Consider the following 18,597-nt stretch of genomic DNA (forward strand, 5'->3'; position numbering starts at 1 on the left):
GAAACGATGCCACCGGTGGACGGGGGCGCCCTCACGGGTGCACCTACCGTCCAGTCGGTATGGCCGGTGAGCGTACGGGTGCGGGGCGCCGGGAGCAAGGGAGGGGGAGGGCCGGCCTGCTGTTGACGGCTGGGCGGGGGAAACCCGTGGGCTTTGGTGAATGGCTATTCACCAGATAGGGTGAATAGCCATTCACTCTCTTCGCCCACCGCCCCACCAGGCGCTCCCCGCTGGAGTGACGTGCCGATGGACCGATCCGCCGACATAACCGAGCCGCTCACCAAGAGCGGCCTCAAGGACCGGCTCACCGTGCCGGTGCTCGCCTACGGCGGCATCCTCATGGCCCTCATGCAGACGGTGGTCGTGCCCCTGCTGCCCGACCTGCCCGCGCTGACCGGGGCCTCGCCGGGCGCGGTCTCCTGGATGGTCACCGTGACCCTGCTGTCCGGGGCCGTGCTCACCCCCGTGCTGGGCCGGGCCGGCGACATGTACGGCAGGCGGCGGGTCCTGATGGCGGCGCTCACCCTGATGACCGCGGGCTCCGTCCTGTGTGCCCTGTCCTCCGACATCCGGGTCCTGATCGCCGCCCGCACCCTGTCCGGGGCGGCCGCCGCGGTCGTCCCGCTCTCCATCAGCATCCTGCGCGACGAACTGCCGCCCGCACGCCGCGGGTCGGCCGTCGCGCTCATGAGCTCCACCGTGGGCATCGGCGCCGCGCTGGGGCTTCCGCTGGCCGCCCTGATCGTGCAGTACGCGGACTGGCACACCATGTTCTGGGTGACCAGCGCTCTCGGTGCCGCCGGGGTCACGCTGGTCCGCTGGGCCGTACGGGAGTCCCCGGTCCGGCAGCCGGGCCGCTTCGACGTCACGGGCGCGCTGGGGCTCGCCGTCGGACTGGTGTGCCTGCTCCTCGGCGTCTCCCAGGGCGGTCAGTGGGGTTGGGGGAGCGCCCGGGTCCTCGGACTGTTCGCCGGAGCCGTCGTCGTGCTCGGCCTGTGGTGTGTACAGCAACTGCGCTCGCGGGAGCCGCTGGTGGACCTGCGGCTGGTGGCCCGGCCGAGGGTCGGCCTGTCGCATGTGGCGGCGCTGCTCGCCGGGTTCGCGTTCTACGCCAACACCCTGGTCACGGCCCAGTTGGTGCAGGCCCCCGAGGCCACCGGGTACGGGCTGGAGCTGTCCATCGTGGCCACCGGCCTGTGCCTGCTGCCCGGCGGTGTCGTCATGCTGCTGCTGTCGCCCGTTTCCGCCCGGATCTCCGCAGCGCGCGGCCCCCGCGTCACGCTCGCCCTCGGCGCCTTGGTCATCGCGGCCGGGTACGCCCTTCGCATCGCCGACAGCCGCGACCTGTGGATGATCATCACCGGGGCCACCGTCGTCGCCGTCGGCACCACGCTCGCGTACTCGGCGCTCCCCACGCTCATCCTGCGGGCCGTCCCGGCCGAGCAGACGGCCTCCGCCAACGGCGTCAACGTGCTGATGCGCACGATCGGCCAGGCCGGTTCGAGCGCCGCCGTGGCCGCGATCCTCGTGCACCACACCAGTCCTGTCGCGGGGGTACCGGTGCCGACCCTGCACGGGTATCTCCTGGCGTTCGTGATGGCGGGAGCCGTCGCCCTGGTGGCCGCGGTGGCCGCCTGGTGCATCCCGGCGGAACCGGCCGGCCGCGCGCAAGGCGTCCTGCACGGAGCCGAGGGCGGTCCCAAGGACGACGGGATCGAGGGCGGCACCGAGGACGGCCCCCGGGGCGCGCGGGACGAGGCGCTGGAGGGAGCATGAGTGCCGTGAGCACTCCACCCGTCACGCCCACACCGGCCCGCAGGGACGCCGCCGCCACCAAGGCGGCCATCCTCCGGGCCGCCCGGTATCTGCTGGCCCGGCACGCGCACGCCGACATCACTCTCAAGGCCGTCGCCGACCGCGCCGGCGTCAGCCCGCCGCTGATCCTCAAGTACTTCGGCAACAAGGACACCCTGTTCGCCCAGGTCATGTCCTTCGAGGCCGACGCCGACGCCCTGCTGGCCGCGCCGCTGGAGCGGCTCGGCGCCCATATGGTCCGGCATGTCCTGGTCAGCCAGTCCGAGCAGGGCGCCGACCCGCTGCTGAGGATCGTGTTCGCGCCGCTGCACGGCGAGCAGGGCGACATCCTGCGCGCGAACTTCCGCCGCCAGGTGACCGAGCGCATCACGGCGCGCCTCGACGGCCCCGACGCGGGCCTGCGCGCCGAACTGGCCGTCGCCACCCTCCTCGGCCTGGGCGTCATGTACGGCATCGCGCGGGGCACGGACGTGCGTGCCACGGCGGTGGACGAACTGGTCGAGCGGTACGCACCGGCCGTGCAGGCGTATCTGACGCCCTGAAAGTGTGTGCGCTGCGCGCGGCATCGCTGCGCAAGAAGTTGCGCGTCTTTGCGTTCACTTGCGCTGTCGGTGCGTAAGTGAACGGCAGGTCGTCGCGCGGCCGCAGTGCTTCCTGATGTGGCCCAGTGACCGTGGTGCGTACGGCTGTTGAGGGCCGAGGGGGTCCGGCTTCCGTCGCCGCAGCGCCTCCCGCGCCCGTCACTGAGCGATTCTGGTGAAATTTGTGCTGCCGTGACTGTAGACCGGCCCACACTGCTCTGCAATATTTCGATGAATCACTGCAAAATCCTGCTCCCGCGCACTGCCTGGCACCACCTGGCACCACCTGGCATCACCTCAGGAACGAGCCGCCCTCGCCGCCCCGGCGTGCGAGCCTCCCCAGGAAGTGACCCCGCATGACTCGACCCAAGCCGAGAACTCCGAGACGGCGCACGGCCACCGCCCTGCTCGCGTGTGCCGTCGCGGTGCTGGGCCTGCCGGCCGTCAACGCCCACGCGGCCGGCGGCCCTGACACCGCCGCCACCGCCCCGGCCACGGCCGGCAGCGCCCGGAAAGCCCACGCGGCGGCCGCCGTCACCGACGGCGACACCAACACCTACTGGCAGGCCGCGAAGAAGTCCGCCCAGTGGGTCCAGACCGACCTCGGACGCGACCAGCGTGTCCGGCAGGTCGTGCTGCGCCTGCCCGAGCACTGGAAGAGCCGCACGCAGACGCTGGCCGTCCAGGGCAGCGCCGACGGCAAGACGTTCGCCACGCTCAAGCCGTCGAAGCGCTACGTCTTCAGCCCCGGCAACGGCAACACGGTCCGTATCTCCGTGCCGGCCACCCTCGCCCGATACGTCCGCGCCGACTTCAGCTCCAACTCGGTCGCCGGCACCGCGCAACTCGCCGAGATACAGGTCCTCACGAGCGCCGCCGCCACCCCCAACCTGGCCCAGGGCAAGCCCTTCACCGAGAGCGGGCACGCGGACGTCTACGGCGCCGCCAACGCCGGTGACGGCAACCGCGCCACCTACTGGGAGAGCAGGAACAACGCCTTCCCGCAGTGGCTGCAGGTCGACCTCGGCTCCTCCGTCAAGGTCAACGAGGTGACGCTGCGGCTGCCCGCCGGCTGGCCGAGCCGCAGCCAGACCCTCAAGCTCCAGGGCTCGACCGACGACCGGAACTTCACCGACCTGACCGCCTCCAAGGCGTACTCCTTCGACAGCGGCAACGACCAGTCCGCGACCCTCTCCTTCGACGCGACGACGACCCGGTACGTCCGCGTCCTGATCACCGCCAACACCGGCTGGCCCGCGGGCCAGGTGTCCGAGCTGGAGGTGTACGGGCCCGCCACGGGCGACACCCAGGCGCCCTCCGCGCCGGCGAACCTGGCCTACACCGAGCCCGCCACCGGGCAGATCCGGCTGACCTGGAGCGCGGCGACCGACGACACCGGCGTCAGCGGCTACGACGTCTACGCCAACGGGCAGTTGCGGGCGAGCGTCGCCGGGAACGTGCTGACCTACACGGACACCCAGCCGGCCGGCGACGACGTCACCTACTTCGTCCGCGCCAAGGACGCCGCGGGCAACGTCTCCGCCGACAGCAACCGCGTCACCCGCAAGGGGTCGGGCGGCGACACCCAGCCACCCACCGCGCCCGCGAACCTGGCCTACACGCAGTCCGGCGGGGACGTGAAGCTGACCTGGCAGGCGTCCAGCGACAACGTCAAGGTCACCGGCTACGACGTGTACGCCGACAACCAGCTGCTGAAGTCCGTCGCGGGTGACGTGACGACGTACACCCACACCCCGTCCGCCGGGGCCACGGTCACCTACCACGTGAAGGCGAAGGACGCCGCCGGGAACGTGTCGCCGGCCAGCAACAGCGTCACCCGCCCCGGTACGACGGCCGGCTCCGACCTCGCGCAGGGCAAGCCCATCGAGGCGTCCTCGACCGTCTTCACCTATGTCGCCACGAACGCCAACGACGGCCAGATCGCCACCTATTGGGAGAGCGGCGGCGGCGCCTACCCGGCCACCCTCACCACGAAGCTCGGCGCCAACGCCGACCTCGACCGCGTCGTAGTCAAGCTCAACCCCGACTCCGCCTGGTCCACCCGCACCCAGAACATCCAGGTCCTCGGCCGCGACCAGGACGCGACGACCTTCGAGACCCTGGCCGCCGCCAAGGAGTACACGTTCAACCCGGCGAGCGGGAACACCGTGACCATCCCGGTCTCCGGCGCCGCGGCCGACATCCGGCTCCGGTTCACGGCCAACTCCGGAGCGCCGGGCGCCCAGGTCGCCGAACTCCAGGTCATCGGCACCCCGGCCGCCAACCCCGACCTCAAGGTCACCGGCATCACCCACACCCCCGCGGCCCCCGTCGAGTCGGACACCATCGGCCTCACCGCGACCGTCACCAACAGCGGCACCAAGGCGTCCAAGGCCACCGACCTCGACTTCACCCTGGCCGACAGCAAGGCGGCCACCGCCGACGTCCCGGCCCTCGCGGCCGGCGAGTCGAAGACCGTCACCGCGAGCATCGGCACCCGCGACGCGGGCAGTTACCCGGTCGGCGCCGAGGTCGACCCGTCCCAGAAGGTCATCGAGCAGAACGAGGCGAACAACACCTACACCCGGCCCGACGCCCTCGTCGTCAAGCCCGTCGCCAGCTCCGACCTGCTCGCCGCTCCCGTCTCCTGGACGCCCACCAGCGCCTCGGCCGGGGACGACGTCACGTTCACCGTCGCCCTGAAGAACCAGGGCTCGGTGGCCTCCGCGTCCGGCGCCCACGGCATCACCCTGACCGTCCAGGACGCCAAGGGAGCCACCGTCAAGACGCTCACCGGCTCCCACACCGGCGCCATCGCGGCGGGCCAGACCACCGCGCCCGTCCGCCTCGGCACCTGGACGGCCGCGAACGGCAAGTACACCGTGAAGACGGTCATCGCCGACGACGCCAACGAACTGCCGGTCAAGCGGGCCAACAACACCACCACCCACCCGCTGTTCGTCGGCCGGGGCGCCGACATGCCGTACGACATGTACGAGGCCGAGGACGGCACGGTCGGCGGCGGAGCCAAGGTCGTCGGCCCCAACCGCACCATCGGTGACGTGGCGGGCGAGGCCAGCGGCCGCAAGGCCGTCACCCTCAACGGCACCGGCCAGTACGTCGAGTGGACCACCCGCGCCGCCACCAACACCCTGGTGACCCGCTTCTCCATCCCCGACGGCACGAACACCACCCTCAACATCTACGTCGACGGCCAGTTCCTGAAGCCCATCGACCTCACCTCCAAGTACGCCTGGCTGTACGGCAACGAGACCGCGCCCGGCAACTCACCCGGCGCCGGCGCCCCCCGGCACATCTACGACGAGGCGAACGTCCACCTCGGCAGGACCGTGCCGGCCGGCTCCCGGATCCGGCTCCAGAAGGACGCCGCCAACTCCTCCACATACGCCATCGACTTCGTCAACACCGAACAGGCGACGGCGAAGGCCAACCCCGACCCGGCGGCCTACGCGGTCCCGGCCGGGTTCTCCCACCAGGACGTGCAGAACGCCCTCGACAAGGTCCGTATGGACACCACCGGCACGCTCGTCGGCGTATATCTGCCCGCCGGTGACTACGAGACGTCGAGCAAGTTCCAGGTCTACGGCAAGGCGGTCAAGGTCGTCGGCGCCGGGCCGTGGTTCACCCGGTTCCACGCCCCCGCCTCGCAGGAGAACACCGACGTCGGCTTCCGCGCCGAGGCCAGTGCGAAGGGCTCCACGTTCGCCGGGTTCGCCTACTTCGGCAACTACACGTCCCGGATCGACGGCCCGGGCAAGGTGTTCGACTTCTCCAACGTCTCCGACATCACCATCGACGACATCTGGGTCGAGCACATGGTGTGCCTCTACTGGGGCGCCAACACCGACAGCATGACCATCAAGAACTCCCGTATCCGCGACCTGTTCGCCGACGGCGTCAACATGACGAACGGCTCGACGGACAACCACGTCGTCAACAACGACGCCCGCGCCACCGGAGACGACAGCTTCGCCCTCTTCTCGGCCATCGACGCCGGCGGCGCCGACGAGAAGAACAACCTCTACGAGAACCTGACCTCCACCCTGACCTGGCGTGCGGCCGGTATCGCCGTCTACGGCGGCTACGACAACACCTTCCGCAACATCCGCGTCGCCGACACCCTCGTCTACTCCGGCATCACGATCTCCTCGCTGGACTTCGGCTACCCGATGAACGGCTTCGGGACCGAGCCCACCACGATCGAGAACGTCTCCCTGGAACGCACCGGCGGCCACTTCTGGGGCTCGCAGGTCTTCCCCGCCATCTGGGCGTTCTCCGCCTCGAAGGTCTTCCAGGGCATCCGGGTCAACGACGTCGACATCAGCGACTCCACCTACGGAGGCGTGATGTTCCAGACCAACTACGTGGGCGGGCAACCGCAGTTCCCGGTGAAGGACACCATCTTCACCGACGTCTCCATCACCGACTCCAAGAAGAGCGGCGACGCGTTCGACGCCAAGTCCGGCTTCGGCATCTGGGCCAACGAGCTGCCCGAACCCGGTCAGGGCCCGGCCGTCGGCGAGGCCGTCTTCCGCAACCTGCGCATGAACGGCAACGCCCAGGACATCCGCAACACGACCAGCACCTTCAGAATCATCATCGAGTGACCGCCTGAAGCACACACTGCACCGAGCGGGGCCGCCCCCTTCAGGGCGGCCCCGTCCCGTCGCCGCCTACAGCCCCACCACCTTGCCGCTTGCCGAGAGTTCGTACACCAGGGTGACCGTGCGTCGGCCGCCCGGGGGTAGCGGCAGGTCCCAGCGGGCGATTCCGTCCGCGTCGATCGTGTCCGGTTCCGGGGTGCACGCCTCCTTGCGGAGTCGGACCTCGACCGCCGAGACCTCGGAGACCGGGATGCGCTCGCGTAGGGATACGACCTGGTCGCCCTGGGCGTCGGGTGCCGAGAAGCGGGAGATGTGCAGGCGGACCATGCGGGTGATCACCGAGCGCTGTGTGAGCGTGGCCGTGTCGCGGGACTCCTCGGTGTGGCGGACCACCCGGTAGTCGTCGTGGCTGCCGAAGGCCAGTTCCACGGGGGCGCCCGGCGCGGTGAACTCCAGCGTGCCGCGGCCGGTGAAGCCGCTGCCCCGGACCAGGTCCACGGGCCCGGCCAGCAGGGCGTGACCGGAGGTGTTGTCGAACCGCACCACCTGTGTGACCAGCGGCGACAGCTCCGGTGACGCGGCGTACTGGCTGCGCGCGGGCGTCGTGACCTTCGTGACCGGCACCCGGTGGGCCCGGCCGTCCGAGGGGACCGACACGGGCGCGGGGGAGTGCAGGACGCGTGTCCGGCCGCCGTCGTCCACGCCGGGCAGGCCGACGACCGCCGTCGGGCCGAGCTCCGCGATGTCCTCCTCGCGCAGTTCCACGTCGACCGTGCGGCGCTCCTCGGCCGTCCGGTCCTTCAGCGTGAGACGGTCCTCGGTCAGCCGCGGTGGATCCGTGGTCAGCGCCGAACGCGCCGTGGACAGGGTGAGCCGTACGTCCGACCAGTCCTCGCCGGTGCGCTGCCAGACCATCGCGTCGGTCTCCAGCGTCACCGTGTCGCCGTCGAGCACGGCCCGGTAGGCGGGGCGCCACAGCGCGCACGCCGTGAGATGGGTCAGTCGCAGCCGGAGCCGTCCGGCGGCCTCGGACCGCACGGTCAGCTCGACATGCCCGACCAGTTCGGCGGGCTGCTGCTCGGCGAGCCCGAGCGCCTGGGACGCCTGCGCCAGTTCGCCGGCGAGCGCCGTCGACCGGGCCTCGGCGGCCCGCAGTTCCTCCGCGCAGGTGTCGCGCTCGGTGTCGACCCGGTCGAGTTCACGGGTCCAGCGGCCCTCGTCGGTCTCACCGGAGCCCGCGCCCTCGGCGATGTCCCGCAGCAGGTCGGCGGCGAGCCGGCCGAGGAGGTCGAGCCGGGCGCGCAGCCGGTCGCGGGTGTGCCCGAGGGTGCGCTGCTCCTCCTCCAGAGCGCGGACCCGGGTGCGCAGCGCGGAGTCGTCCGGGGCGGGCCGCGGTCCGCGCGGCGTCCAGGTCCGCACGATCCGTACGTCGAGGACGTCCGCCTCGACGTCACCGGTGAGGTCGGCGTGCAGGGTGCGGTCGACCGCGAGCGCGCTCACCGGGCCGAGGCGCAGCCGCTGGACGCCGGCGCCGACGTCGAGGTCGGCGGTGCGCTCGATGTGGGCGCGGTCCTCCAGGCAGGTCACGGCGGTGACGGGCAGTGGGACCGGCAGGGTGTCCGTGGGCATGGTGTCAGCTCCTCCGGTTGCCGCCGACCAGGGCCTTCGCGGCCGGGACGCGGATGTCGTAGCCGCCGTCGAGGGCGATTTCGCCGCCGACGGGCAGGTCGACGCGCCAGACGCGGGTGCCCGGGGTGTACCGGTCGGCGTCCTGCTCCGGTGTCGTCCAGTCGGCCTGCTCGTCGATGCGTACGTCCGCTTCGGACGTCACCGGGACCTGCTCGTGCACCTCGACGGTGACGGGGTGCGCGAGCCGGTTGGCCAGCTCGACGTGCACTCGGTGGGCGAGCACCGTCGTGTTGTTCCGCAGCCCCGCCGTCGACTCGCGCAGCTCGGTGCGGCGGGTGACCCGGATGCCCTCGGCCGGTCCCAGCCCCATCCGGCGGACACCGCCGGGGGCGAGCGTGGGCAGCGCGGCGGTGGTCAGGAAGTCGTCGCCGCTCATCACCTCGACCGGCCCGGCGAGCAGCGCCTGGTCGGTGGCGTTGGAGAGGACGACTGTCGCGTACACCGTCTGCTCCACGGACGGCACGCACAGATACTCGGTGCGCAGCCCCACCGGGATCTCCGTCACGGTGACGGTGTGCCAGACACCGTCGGAGGGGATGTCGGCCCGGGCGACCGCGTCGTAGCGATGGTCGAAGGACCCCGCGGACGCCCGGGGCCGTACGGCGTGCCCGGGCAGCGGCAGCGCGGCCACCGACTCGGCGCGCCGGCGGAGCTCGTCCGCCCGCGCGTCGTACGACGCCCCGGGGAACAACCGGCCCCGGCGGTCACCGGACTCGTCGGCACCGGACAGCACGAGCGCGGCGTAGTCCAGTTCCGCCCCGCTGGGCCGGGGCGGCGCGGCGGCCGGCGGTGACGGAGGCGGGGCCATGGGGGCGGCGCCCGCGCGCCGCGACCGCTGCGCCGGTGCCGCGGCGGGCGCTCCCACGTCGAAGGCGGGCGGGGCACCCGCGAAACCGGCCGGCGGCATCCCGAACGCCTGCGGCGCGGGCGGTGGCGGTGGGGCGGCCTGGAAGGGAGCCGCCCCGGGCGCGGCCGGACCGCCCGGCTCGGGCAGCGCGGCGGGCGCCACGCCGTATCCCGGGGGCATCGGGGGCGGTGGCGGGACCGGAGCGGCACGCGGGGGAGTGGGCACGGGGCGCGGGCCCGCCGCGTCGTACCCGGAGAAGAGGTCGGCGAGCCCCGCCGGGGGTTCCCGCCAGCCGGACGGCGCGGGAGCGGGCTGCCGCCGTCCCACCCGCAGCGAGCGCAGCCTCGGCAGATCGGTACGGCGGCGCAGATCCGCGGTGGCCAGGGCGAGCCGGACGCCGGTCCAGTCCTCGCCCGTGCGCTGCGCCACCGAGGCCCGCAGCACGAGTGTGCCGCCGTCCTCGCCCTGCCGGTGGAGGAGGCGGTACGCCGGGACCCAGACGGCACCCGGGACGCCGTACTCCAGCTCCAGTTCCACCGGCGCGGCGTCCGGCGTCACGCCGTCGAGCGTGAGGACGGCGACCAAGCTCGTCGCGATGTGTTCGGACGGCACGTCGGTGGAGGCACGCGTCCACCGGTCCGTCGCCACCGCAAGCTCGTGCTCGGCCTGCCGCAGTTCCTCCTCCAGCCCGGTCAGCCGGAGCTGGTGCGCGCGCAGCCGCTCGTCGACGAACTCCGCCAGCCGCAGCCAGGCGTCGGCGGGCGTGGGACGCGGCGGGTCCCCGGGCTCACGGGCCGGCGGTACCGGGCGCAGCGCGGCGATCTCACCGATCAGCTTCGCCTGCCGGTCGCACCGAGCCTGGACCGCCGCGTGCGCGTCGCGCAGCCGCTCCATCTCGCGCCGCAGCGCGTCGGTGTCCTCGGCGCCGGCCGGTTCGGCGTCCACCTCGACCCGGACCTCGGTGACACGTACGCCGCTCTCACCGGCCACCCGGGCGCGCAGCGACCCCGGGTCCATCGACCGCGGCAGCCCCGCCACCCGCACCCGGCCGTCCGCCGGTACGGTGCCCCGGGCGACGCGGGTGCACAGCGCGCCCTGCGCGTACACCACCACCGCGTCCAGCGTCGACGCCCACCCCTGTGTCTGTGCGACCTCGGACTTCATCCACCCCGCCCCCGCCGTCTGCCTGCCGACGGCAGCCTACGCGCAGCCGGTACCCGGCCCGCCAGTGGTTCCGTGAGATCTGTGAGATGGCAGGTGCGTACGGCGCGGACCGGGGTACACGGCGCGCATGGCAGCCCACAGCGAGTCCCGTGAATCCTGGTCGATCGCCCGGCAGTTGCGCCGGATGCGCACCGTCTACGCCGCCGGCGCCCTGCTGTGGGCGTCGACGAGCCTCGGGACGGCGTATTCGTCCCCCGGCAGCCGGACCATGTGGACGTCCGTGCTGCTCCTCGTGGTCTTCACCGGCCTGCTGGCGCTGTCCAGTTGGTGGCTGCGCAGTGTCGCCCCCGCGCGTGCGACGGCCGCCGAACAGCGCCGCTCCGCCGTCTCCGTACGGCCGTCCGTCCCCGCCCGGCAGGTGGGCGTCTGAGACCGGCCGCGCGCGTCAGGGCGGTCAGGCACAAAGTCACTCGCCTTTGTGCCTGACCGCCTTGGGGAGGCTGTGGGGTCGGTTCGGGTGGTCGGTCAGTTACAGAAGTTCAGCAGGACGAGCAGTCCGTTGCCGCACTGCTGGTCCTCCCCGCCGCCGGCGGGGGCCGCCTGCACGGCGGCGTGAGTGGTGGGCGCCGCCATGGCGGGGGCCGCGGTCGCCAGGCCCGCGGCACAGGCGATTCCGACGGCGGTGGTCACGGCGAGCGTGCGCGGCATGCGGGAGATGGCCTTCTTCAGGCGCGGTGTGGTGTTCATGATCTCACCATGCACAGCGTGACGATCTTCTGCGCGCCGAGAGCATCCGAGCGGGTGAGCCCGCTCGTGAAGTGGTGGCTCGGACCACCCAACATCCGCTCGCCACATGCACGTTGATGCACGCGGGACACGCGTACGACGGCGGCGGGACGATCACGGAGCGCCACGATGGGGCCGGGCGCGCACCGGCACGTCATGACATGACGTAGATCACGTCACTATGTGGCTCGATCCAGGAATGCGCGCAGGTCCATGATTGCTCCCGTGTTGATGGGCCTGCCCTGCGTGGGGCGGTGCGCTGGGCAAGGGTGCTCGACGCGGCCGGTCGAGAAACTCCTGTGACCTCGGCCTCTCGGCTCCTCCATAGTCCCGGACCACCGTCTTCGAAAGGTTCCCCCGCACCATGCCTCTGGCTCTGCTGGCCCTGGCTGTCGTCGCCTTCGGCATCGGCACCACCGAGTTCGCCACCATGGGGCTGCTGCCCCAGATCGCCGACGGGATCGGGGTGTCCGTGCCCCAGGCGGGCAACGTCGTCTCGGCCTACGCGCTCGGCGTGGTGGTCGGCGCGCCGCTGCTGACCGGTATCGGTGCCCGCGTCCCGCACAAGCGGCTGCTGCTGTGGCTGTCCGCCCTGTTCGTGGTCGGGAACGTCGCCTCCGCCTTCGCCCCCGACTTCGGTCTGCTCTTCGCCGCCCGCTTCCTGGCGGGTCTGCCGCACGGCGCGCTGTTCGGTGTCGGCGCCGTCGTGGCCTCCAAGCTGGTCGCCCCCGACCGGGCCGCCCGGGCGGTGTCCAAGATGTTCCTCGGGCTCACGATCGCCAACATCGTCGGCGTCCCGGCCGGCACCGCGCTCGGCCAGCAGCTGGGCTGGCGGTCCGCCTACGGCGCCGTCGCCGTCATCGGGGTCCTGGCGCTGATCGCGCTGGCGCTGTTCGTCCCGGACCAGCCGCGCGGGCGGCAGTCCGGCATCCGGCACGAGCTGCGGGCCATGGGCAACCGGCAGGTCGCGATCGGCCTGGGCACCGCGGTGGTCGGCTTCGGCGGCTTCTTCGCCGTCTACAGCTACCTGGTGCCGATGCTGACCAACCTGACCGGCATCTCCGACTCCTCCACCACCCTGGTCCTCGCCCTGTACGGCGTGGGCATGACGCTCGGCACCCTGGTGGCGGGCCCGCTCACCGACCGCGCCCTGCGGCCGACCATGTACGGCGGTCTCGCCCTGCTCGCGGCCGCGCTGGTGGCGTTTTACTTCACCGTCCACAGCACGGTCGGGGCGCTGATCACGATCACGTTCATCGGCGCCATGGGGTCCCTCATCACGACGCCCGTCCAGATGCTGCTGATGGCGAAGGCCAAGAACGCCCCCACGATGGCGGCGGCCTCCAACCACTCCGCCTTCAACCTGGCCAACGCCGGTGGCGCCTGGCTCGGCGGCCTCGCCATCTCGGCGGGCTGGGGATGGGCCTCGCCGAGCCTCGTGGGCGCGGCCCTGGCCGTCGCCGGTCTCGGTCTGGCCTTCGCGGGCGGCGCCATGGAGCGGCGCGACGGCCGCACGGCGAGCTCCGAGGTGATCACGTCGTCCGCCGCCGAGACCCGGGCCGAGGCGGCGCCCACTCACCAGGCCTGAGGCGACCGGAAAAACTTCTTGGATCACGTGTGTGAGGGAGCTTCGCCGGGGCACTCGATCGGCGGGTGGAGCAGGGACGCACTTCGGGGCGGCACAGCAGCGATGACTGGCCGCCCCGTCGTGTGTCCGGAGCACGACCGGCTCCGGGCCGGATGTCAGGCCTTGCGCCCCACGCCGCCGTACATGGCCACGTCCTCCGGCAGCCCGGCCAGGCTCTCGTCCGGCCGCCACCGGTTGCACGAGACGACTCCCGGCTCCAGCACCTCGAGGCCGTCGAAGAACCGGGCGACACCCTCCGGTGTGCGCTGGGTCAGCTTCGGCGTCCCGTGCTCGTTCCAGAAGGCGACGGCGGCGTCGACGTCCGGCATGTCCGGGTGCGTGACCGTGTGCGAGAGCACCAGGTGGCTGCCCGAGGGCAGCCGGTCCATCAGCCGGCTCACGATCCCGGTCGCCTCCTTGTCGTCCTCGATGAAGATGACGACGCCGAGCAGCATCAGCGCCACCGGCTGGGTGAGGTCCAGCGTCCGCTCCGCCTGCTCCAGGATCGCGTCGACGTTGCGCAGGTCCTCGTCCAGGTAGGCCGTATACCCCTCAGGCGTGCTGGTCAGCAGGGCCTCCGCGTGCGCCAGCACGATGGGGTCGTTGTCGACGTAGACGATGCGGGACTCCGGCGCGATGCGCTGGGCCACCTCGTGCGTGTTGTCGGCGGTCGGCAGACCGGTGCCTATGTCGAGGAACTGCCGTATGCCGCACTCGCCGGCGAGGTACTGCACCGCCCGCCCGAGGAACTTGCGGTCGGCCAGCGCGTAGTCGCCGATGCCCGGGTGCAGGCCGCGGATCTGGTCCCCGGCCGCCTGGTCGACCTCGTAGTTGTCCTTGCCGCCCAGCCAGTAGTTCCAGATGCGGGCCGTGTGCGGCTGGTCCGTCTTGATGCGCTTGCGCGCCTCCCTCGACGCAGCGGAAATCTCGGTCACGCGAAGTCCTCCAGATCTGGCCTGTTCAACCCGGCAAGGAGCAACCTACCGGGCCGAGTTGGGAGACGTGACCGCAAACCGGGAGGCGGACCCCGCCGGGAGGCTGGCATGATCGCCGGCACGTCGCGTCCCCGGGGAGAGGCAGAACGATCATGCACCGCACCGAGGCGGCCCGCGCGCAGGCCGCGGCCCTTGAGGTCGTCACCTCGCTCGGCCTGCCCGCCGACGAAGCGGTCGTCCTGAACGACTCCAACAAGCTGACCCTGCGCCTGCTGCCCTGCGACCTCCTGGCCCGGGTGGCACCCGCGACCGACCAGGTGGCGGCCTTCGAGATCACCCTGGCCCAGGCGCTCGCGGGCTCCGGAAGTCCCGTCGCCGCCCTCGACCCTCGGGTCGCGCCGCGCCCGTACGAGCGGGACGGCTTCGTGATCACGCTGTGGACGTACTACCCGCCCGCCGCTCCGCCGGACGTCCCGCCCGCCGCGTACGCGGCCGCCCTCAACCGGCTGCACACCGGCATGCGCGCCCTCGACGTCCCGGCACCCCACTTCACGGACCGTGTCGCGCAAGCCCGCCGGCTCGTGGCGGACCATACCCGTACGCCGGACCTCCCGGACGCCGACCGGACCCTCCTCGCGGACACGCTGCGCACCCTCGGACGGGCCGTGAGCGCGCACGGCGGCGCCGAGCAGCTGCTGCACGGCGAACCGCACCCCGGCAACGTCCTCGCCACGGAACACGGGGTGCTCTTCATCGACCTGGAGACCTGCTGCCGGGGACCCGTCGAGTTCGACCTCGCCCACGCGCCCGAAGAGGTCGGCGCCCACTACCCGGGCGCCGACCACGACCTTCTGCGCCGCTGCCGGACCCTCGTCCTGGCGATCGTCACCGCCTGGCGCTGGGACCGCGACGACCGGCTCCCCGGCGGACGCGCGCTGGCCGCCGATTGGCTGGAGCAGATCCGGGCGACATCCTAGGGAGCCGCGGGGCCGTCACAGGAAGCGCCACAGGTGGTCGTCCGTGCCGTTGTCCTCGAACTGGACCACCTGTGCGCTGTCGGCGGTCGACATGCCGTCCACCCCGAGCAGTTTGCCGCTGTGCTTGTTGAGCACGCGGTACCAGCCGTCGCCGTCCTCGACCAGCCGCCACAGGTGGTCGTCGGTACCGTTGTCCTCGAACTGCACGACCCGGGCGCTGTTCTGGGTCGACATGCCGTCGACGCCGAGGACCTTGCCGCTGTGGCCGTTGCGGATCAGGTGCCAGCCGTCGCCCCGGTCCACGAGCTGCCAGGCGTGATCGGCGGTCCCCGTGTTGGCGAACTGCACGACACGGGCGCTGTTCTCCAGCGACATCCCGTCCACGGCGAGCACCTTGCCGCTGTGCTTGTTCTGCACCCGGCGGAACGGCGGCTCGGGGGTCCACGGCCGGCCGTCGGGCGTCGCCGTGGGGAACGAGGTGATCCGCAGCCGGGCCGCGCCCGAGGGGATGAGCGTCACCGTCTCCACGGCCGCGGTGCTGCGGGCCGGGCTGTCCTGAAGGGGTGCGACGACGTGTTCGTCGTCCGCGACCCACTCCTCTATGCGGCGCGCCTGTGCCGTGATCCGCACGGGGGCCGCCTGCGGGGTGAACGGCTGCCCGGGCACCCGGGACGCGCTGCGGGAGACGGTCAGCGGGGTGTCCGGCACCAGTCCGTAGTTCCACGGCGTGGTGGCGTGGACGGCGTACGCGGGGAACGTGTCGGTGCCGCCGATGCGTTCGTACTCCTCCCCGATGGCCAGGGAGTAGGCGAGCGGGCCGCGCTCCACGCTGACCGCGCCATGCTGGCCGGGCCGGCTCCGCAGCCGGGCCTGTTGCGGGAACCGGACGCGGACGGTGTCGCCGTCCCGCCAGGTGCGCTCCACTCGCGCCCAGGACGGGCCGTCCGACGCCGCGAACGCGCTGCCGTTCACCCGGAGTTCGGGGTCGCGGCACCAGCCGGGGACGCGCAGCAGCAGCGGGAAGCGTACGGGGCGGGGAGTCGACACGGTCAGGGTGACCGTGTCCCCGAAGGGGTAGTCGGTGGTCTCGGTGACGGTCACCGTCGTGCCGCCCGCGACCTGGGTGCGCACCGAACTGGGCGCGTACAGGGCGGCGGCGAGACCGCCGTCGGGCGTTCCCAGCCACAGCTCCTCGGTGAAGTACGGCCAGCCCATACCGTAGTTGTGGGGGCAGCAGCGGTACTGGTCGGCACCGGCCTGGAACGCCTGCATGGCGAAGCCGTTCTGGAACTGCCCCTGTGTCTTCGCCCGGTCGTCGAGGTCGATGCCGTTGGCGCTGGTGATGTAGTGGATGGCCTTGCCCTCGGCGTCGAGGGAGGCGGGCAGCATGTTGAACGCCAGCTCCTCGCAGCGGTCCGCCCACACGGGATCGCCGGTGATGCGGGTCAGCAGTTCGTGGCTGGCCATGAACTCGACGATGCCGCAGGTCTCGAAGCCCTGCCGGGGGTCGGTGAACCCGGGCCGGTAGTTCTCGTCACCGGCCATCCCGCCGCCCGGAAAGAGGCCGTACTCGCCCATGACGGCGTCGTAGGCGCGATACGTGGCCCGGGTGAGGTCGTCGGACCCGGTGAGCTGCGCGTACTGGGCGGGCTCACGGAAGCCCTGGGCGATGTTCACGTTGTGCCGGCTCGGGGTGGCTCCGGTCCAGTCGGCACCGTGGGTGTGCATCTTCGCGGCGAGGTCGAGCAGGAACGCCTCGCCGGTACGGCGGTAGAGCCAGACGGCGATGTCCAGACCGTCGCCCCAGCGGTACGACACCCAGCTGCGGTCGAACGCGCCCGGCCCCTGAGCGTTCATGAAGCGGAGGAAGCGCACGAGGAACGGTGCCACGCGCGGGTCGCGGGTGTACTCCTCGTGGCTGCGCAAGGCCTGGAGCAGCGGCAGGAACGGCCAGAAGTCGGGGCCGCCGTCGAGTGAGGTGCGCAGGGCGCGCGGGCCGAAGAAGCCGTCGCTCTGCTGCGTGGCCAGGATGGCGTCCACCCACACCCGCGACCGCTTCAGCGCGGCGGCGTCGCCCGTCGCGACGGCCAGCGGCACATAGCCCCGCAGCCAGTACGGCACCTCCTCCCAGCCGCCGCGCTCCGGGTGCACCCAGCCGGTCGCCGAGAAGTCCAGGAAGTGGGAGCCGGACTCGAACCGCCCGCACAGGCCGTCGAGTTGGAGCCGCAGCTGTCCGGCGAGCCAGCCGCGCGCGGTGACGCTGCCCGGCCGCAGCCGCAGGAACCGGTCCGGCACCCGCGTCTCCGCCGCCGGTCTGGGCGCCGCGGCCGCGACCCCGGCGAGAGGAGCGCCGAGAGCCACCGCTCCGAGGGAGAACGAACCCGCACCGAGCAACGCCCGTCGACTCAGCGACATGGGGAACCTGCCTTCCGAAAGGGGGCGATCGAGGGGGACAGCGATGTCGCGCATGTACGTGGGGAGGCGGGGGCAAGACGGTGGAGCGCTGGGCTCCGCCATCCTCTACAACGTTGGAAATGACGGCCGTTGGCATGACAGCACGTTGACGCGGACCTGTCCAGAGGTGGCGCGGCGAGGAAGGCGGTCAGTCGGCGTACAGATCGCCCGTGAGGTACTTCAGGCCCGTGTCCGGGGCGACCGTGACGACGGTGTGCCCCGCGCCCGCCTCCCGCGCGAGGCGGAGCGCGCCGACGACGTTGAGGGCACCCGACGTGCCCGTGAACACGCCCTCCCGGCGGGCCAGCGGGAGGGCCAGCCGCCGGGCCTCCTGCTCCTCGACGGTGCGGGCCTCGTCGAACGGGCCGTGCGCGAGCAGCGGCGGGACGATCCCGGTGGCGATGCCCTCGACCCGGTGCGGCCCGGACTCACCGGCGGACAGCATCGGCGAGGACGCCGGTTCGAGTGCGACGGCGCGCGGCAGGCCGGCCTCGCGGAGCACCGTGGAGACTCCGGCGAACATGCCGCCGGTGCCGATCGCGGCGCAGAACACGTCCACCGAAGTCCCGTCGGCGCCGGTCTGTTCGAGGATCTCGCGGCCCAGTCCGGCGTAACCCGTGAGCGCGTCCGTGTTGTGGAACTGATCGGTCCAGAAGGCCCCGTCGCGCTTCACGATCTCCTCGACCGCTTCCCGCATCCGTACGAACAGTTCGGGTGTGATCCGCCCGCCCTCACTCGGCAGCACGATGACGTCCGCGCCGAACGCCCGCATGGTGCGCAGCTTCTCGGGCGCGAACGCGTCGGACGACACGAGCGAGAGCGGGTACCCCTTCACCGCGCAGACGAAGGCCAGCGCGGAACCCGTACTGCCCCCGGTGTACTCGACGACGCGCTGCCCCGGCCGCAGGGCACCCCGGCGCTCAGCGCCCTCGATGATCGCCAGGGCCATGCGGTCCTTGTAGCTGCCGGTGGGGTTGCCGCCCTCGACCTTCACGAGGACGTCCGCCGCCCCGTCGGGGACGAGATGGCTCAGACGCACCAGGGGCGTGCCCCCGATCGTGCGCAGGGACGAGGACGGGGCACCGGGCGCGGGCATG

12 protein-coding genes are annotated in these 18,597 nt (G+C 72.2%); 6 read left to right on the forward strand and 6 right to left on the reverse strand.

Features of this window, described 5'->3' with window-relative positions; translation table 11 throughout:
- Positions 1-246 precede the first annotated feature (246 nt).
- The 3 genes from KBY32_RS24245 (at position 247) to KBY32_RS24255 (ending at position 7,024) form a co-directional block, all read left to right on the forward strand.
- A complete protein-coding gene (locus tag KBY32_RS24245) occupies positions 247-1,776 on the forward strand; it encodes an MFS transporter (protein WP_210981604.1) in 1,530 nt (509 codons plus the stop codon).
- Entirely contained in the window at positions 1,773-2,357 is a 585-nt protein-coding gene (locus KBY32_RS24250; RefSeq protein ID WP_055620244.1) for a TetR family transcriptional regulator, read from the forward strand. The genes KBY32_RS24245 and KBY32_RS24250 overlap by 4 nt, the downstream gene beginning before the upstream one ends.
- Before the next feature lie 395 nt (positions 2,358-2,752).
- Positions 2,753-7,024, forward strand: coding sequence for a discoidin domain-containing protein (locus KBY32_RS24255; RefSeq protein ID WP_210981605.1), 4,272 nt, complete (start codon positions 2,753-2,755; stop codon positions 7,022-7,024).
- Positions 7,025-7,090: 66 nt separating this feature from the next.
- Here the strand turns inward: KBY32_RS24255 and KBY32_RS24260 are convergent, their stop codons facing one another.
- The gene (locus KBY32_RS24260; RefSeq protein WP_210981606.1) at positions 7,091-8,650 is read right to left on the reverse strand and encodes a mucoidy inhibitor MuiA family protein; all 1,560 of its coding nucleotides are present in this window, start codon (positions 8,648-8,650) and stop codon (positions 7,091-7,093) included.
- A 4-nt stretch (positions 8,651-8,654) separates the two neighbouring features.
- Positions 8,655-10,721: a DUF4139 domain-containing protein gene (locus KBY32_RS24265; protein WP_210981607.1), complete on the reverse strand. Its 2,067-nt coding sequence runs from the start codon at positions 10,719-10,721 to the stop codon at positions 8,655-8,657.
- A 127-nt stretch (positions 10,722-10,848) separates the two neighbouring features.
- On the opposite strand from KBY32_RS24265, the gene KBY32_RS24270 reads away from it, so the two are divergent.
- Complete coding sequence (locus tag KBY32_RS24270) at positions 10,849-11,151, forward strand: hypothetical protein (protein ID WP_210981608.1); 303 nt, start codon at positions 10,849-10,851, stop codon at positions 11,149-11,151.
- Positions 11,152-11,246: 95 nt separating this feature from the next.
- Here the strand turns inward: KBY32_RS24270 and KBY32_RS24275 are convergent, their stop codons facing one another.
- Positions 11,247-11,468, reverse strand: coding sequence for a hypothetical protein (locus KBY32_RS24275; RefSeq protein ID WP_055620249.1), 222 nt, complete (start codon positions 11,466-11,468; stop codon positions 11,247-11,249).
- 403 nt (positions 11,469-11,871) lie between these two features.
- On the opposite strand from KBY32_RS24275, the gene KBY32_RS24280 reads away from it, so the two are divergent.
- Positions 11,872-13,095 (forward strand): MFS transporter, encoded by a 1,224-nt coding sequence (locus tag KBY32_RS24280; protein WP_055620250.1) that lies wholly within the window; start codon positions 11,872-11,874, stop codon positions 13,093-13,095.
- A gap of 155 nt (positions 13,096-13,250) precedes the next feature.
- Here KBY32_RS24280 and KBY32_RS24285 read toward each other — a convergent pair whose 3' ends face one another.
- Positions 13,251-14,069, reverse strand: a complete 819-nt coding sequence (locus KBY32_RS24285) for an SAM-dependent methyltransferase (protein ID WP_055620251.1) — start codon at positions 14,067-14,069, stop codon at positions 13,251-13,253.
- Between the two features lie 152 nt (positions 14,070-14,221).
- On the opposite strand from KBY32_RS24285, the gene KBY32_RS24290 reads away from it, so the two are divergent.
- A complete protein-coding gene (locus KBY32_RS24290; RefSeq protein ID WP_210981609.1) occupies positions 14,222-15,046 on the forward strand; it encodes a phosphotransferase in 825 nt (274 codons plus the stop codon).
- A 15-nt stretch (positions 15,047-15,061) separates the two neighbouring features.
- On the opposite strand, the gene KBY32_RS24295 is transcribed toward KBY32_RS24290, so the two are convergent.
- Together KBY32_RS24295 and KBY32_RS24300 are read right to left on the reverse strand one after the other, a co-directional pair.
- On the reverse strand, positions 15,062-17,461 hold the full coding sequence (locus KBY32_RS24295; RefSeq protein ID WP_210981610.1) for an RICIN domain-containing protein: 2,400 nt from the start codon (positions 17,459-17,461) through the stop codon (positions 15,062-15,064).
- 187 nt (positions 17,462-17,648) lie between these two features.
- Positions 17,649-18,596, reverse strand: coding sequence for a PLP-dependent cysteine synthase family protein (locus KBY32_RS24300; protein ID WP_210981611.1), 948 nt, complete (start codon positions 18,594-18,596; stop codon positions 17,649-17,651).
- Position 18,597 lies beyond the last annotated feature (1 nt).

Source organism: Streptomyces sp. RK62 (genome assembly GCF_018070255.1).
Classification (GTDB): domain Bacteria; phylum Actinomycetota; class Actinomycetes; order Streptomycetales; family Streptomycetaceae; genus Streptomyces; species Streptomyces nigra.

Bases quoted from the DNA above. Each gene is read 5' to 3' on its own strand.
- KBY32_RS24280 (WP_055620250.1), top strand. From the start codon at position 11,872: ATGCCTCTGGCTCTGCTGGCCCTGGCTGTCGTCGCCTTCGGCATCGGC.
- KBY32_RS24255 (WP_210981605.1), top strand. From the start codon at position 2,753: ATGACTCGACCCAAGCCGAGAACTCCGAGACGGCGCACGGCCACCGCC.
- KBY32_RS24245 (WP_210981604.1), top strand. From the start codon at position 247: ATGGACCGATCCGCCGACATAACCGAGCCGCTCACCAAGAGCGGCCTC.
- KBY32_RS24290 (WP_210981609.1), top strand. From the start codon at position 14,222: ATGCACCGCACCGAGGCGGCCCGCGCGCAGGCCGCGGCCCTTGAGGTC.
- KBY32_RS24295 (WP_210981610.1), bottom strand. From the start codon at position 17,461: ATGTCGCTGAGTCGACGGGCGTTGCTCGGTGCGGGTTCGTTCTCCCTC.
- KBY32_RS24270 (WP_210981608.1), top strand. From the start codon at position 10,849: ATGGCAGCCCACAGCGAGTCCCGTGAATCCTGGTCGATCGCCCGGCAG.
- KBY32_RS24260 (WP_210981606.1), bottom strand. From the start codon at position 8,650: ATGCCCACGGACACCCTGCCGGTCCCACTGCCCGTCACCGCCGTGACC.
- KBY32_RS24250 (WP_055620244.1), top strand. From the start codon at position 1,773: ATGAGTGCCGTGAGCACTCCACCCGTCACGCCCACACCGGCCCGCAGG.
- KBY32_RS24265 (WP_210981607.1), bottom strand. From the start codon at position 10,721: ATGAAGTCCGAGGTCGCACAGACACAGGGGTGGGCGTCGACGCTGGAC.
- KBY32_RS24300 (WP_210981611.1), bottom strand. From the start codon at position 18,596: ATGCCCGCGCCCGGTGCCCCGTCCTCGTCCCTGCGCACGATCGGGGGC.
- KBY32_RS24275 (WP_055620249.1), bottom strand. From the start codon at position 11,468: ATGAACACCACACCGCGCCTGAAGAAGGCCATCTCCCGCATGCCGCGC.